Raw genomic sequence first — 1,939 nt, 5'->3', positions numbered from 1 at the left:
GTTCGTCCTGAGCCAGGATCAAACTCTCCATAGAAAGTTCACATCTCTAGCTTCTTTACGCTTTTCGCTTCGTTCAGTTTTCAAGGAACATCTTTATCGCTGTTTAAGCGACTTTCTTAATTTAACATATCATTCTCTTTGTGTCAATAACATTTTTTATATTTTTTTGTTATCTCATCATAACAGCGACGCTTTATACTATAGCACGTTCTTTTTTTAAACGCAACTATTTTTTTTAATTCTTTTTACATGCTTCCCGAACATATACGCTCCTATTCCGACAATAATAAAAAAAGAGCCGATTGCTTGTGACAAATAAACTTTCTCATCTAACCATATATAAGCCAATATGATCGCTCCAATTGGCTCAAGTAAAATAGCCATCGACACCATTGCTGCATTTACCCATTTCATCGCCCAATTAAAAAGAGAATGACCAAACAACGTTGGAATGACAGCTAACAAAATAAAATACAACCAATCGTCTCTATCATACGAAAAAAATGAATAACGAAATAACGCCACATATCCACCTAACACGATCGAAGCAATTCCGTAGACAATGTACGTATACGCAATTAGAGAAAATTGCTTTCGTAAATGTTGACCAACTAGCCAATAACCTGTTACCATAGCACATGCAATTAATGCAAGCATATCACCATAAAGCGCTTCGCCACTTACCCGAAAATCACCCCAACTAATAACGACACTACCTAAAATCGCAAGTAGCGCACTAACCCATTCACTCATTGTAATCTTTTCTTTAAAAAAGAAAAAACCACCCACAAAAGCAAATATCGGTTGTAGCGTAACTAAAACAACAGAGCTTGCAACAGATGTGTAACGAAGCGATTCAAACCAAAGAATAAAATGGAAGGCAAGTAACGCACCAGACAACACCGCGAAAGCCCAGTCCTTTTTATTCATTAACTTCGTTTCCTTTACATGTCTTACAGCAAACAACGGGGTCATGAAAACAACTGCAAAAAAGAGACGATAAAATGCAATGACAGACGACGGGGCATCTGTAAATTTAACAAAAATAGCTGATGTAGAAATAGAAAGCGCCCCAATAATTAGTGCGATATACGCCTTCATGTTCATCATCCTTTCGAATATACTTATGAAGAAAAGGGGGAATGTCTTATGGACGCTCATGTGCTCATGAAACTCGGAATCTCTGCTGTTCTAGGGCTCATCATTGGCCTAGAACGAGAATTAAAACGAAAGCCGGTCGGCCTTAAAACATGTCTTGTCATTTCGATTGTAAGTTGTTTGTTAACGATCGTTTCGATTGAATCGGCATACACGTTTCCAAAAAAGCGATCATATAAATATGGATCCGCTTCGCCTCGCTGCCCAAATTGTATCTGGCATCGGTTTTCTTGGTGCAGGTGTTATCCTCCGACGCGGAAACGACAGCATTTCCGGTTTGACAACCGCTGCGCTTATTTGGGGAGCAGCTGGTGTCGGTGTTGCTGTTGGAGCAAACTTTTATATTGAAGCTATTCTCGGTGTTATCTTTCTTATCGCTAGCGTTGAGCTCATCCCGCTTGTAACAACCGTCTTCGGACCAAAACAACTGAGAGAAAAAGAACTTTCTGTCAAACTGATTGTATTAGATGCAACAAAAATTTCAGAAGTAATCGAAAGCATCAGACAAAAAAACATTCGCATTAAAACCGTGCGCATTAAAGATTTGGATAACGGGAACCACTTTGTTGAATTAAAAGTATCTGTCGATCAAAAACGGGCAACAACAGACGTATACGAGTTTATTCATCAAATCCCTTCAATTCGCGGTGTCGATATTGAAAATATTTAACTTGAAAATGATTATCATTTAGATTAGCATATATATATAAATTGAAATAAAGGTTTTCTCCCGTTCCACGGCGAATAAATACAAAGAGAAAATAGGGGAACGGAGAGAAAA

At 38.1% G+C, this 1,939-nt stretch carries 1 protein-coding gene and 1 pseudogene; one reads left to right on the top strand and one right to left on the bottom strand.

Annotation, left to right across the window (positions count from 1 at the left end):
• Window positions 1–216: 216 nt before the first annotated feature.
• Complete coding sequence (locus tag BM213_RS14320; protein WP_143091223.1) at window positions 217–1,101, bottom strand: DMT family transporter; 885 nt, start codon at window positions 1,099–1,101, stop codon at window positions 217–219.
• A gap of 48 nt (window positions 1,102–1,149) precedes the next feature.
• On the opposite strand from BM213_RS14320, the pseudogene BM213_RS14315 reads away from it, so the two are divergent.
• Window positions 1,150–1,828: pseudogene (locus BM213_RS14315) on the top strand (MgtC/SapB family protein).
• Window positions 1,829–1,939: the final 111 nt, after the last annotated feature.

Source organism: Anoxybacillus pushchinoensis (assembly GCF_900111795.1).
Lineage (GTDB): Bacteria > Bacillota > Bacilli > Bacillales > Anoxybacillaceae > Anoxybacillus > Anoxybacillus pushchinoensis.
The sequence above is the reverse complement of the archived record's forward strand: the minus strand, read 5'-3'. Positions and strand labels throughout refer to the sequence as shown.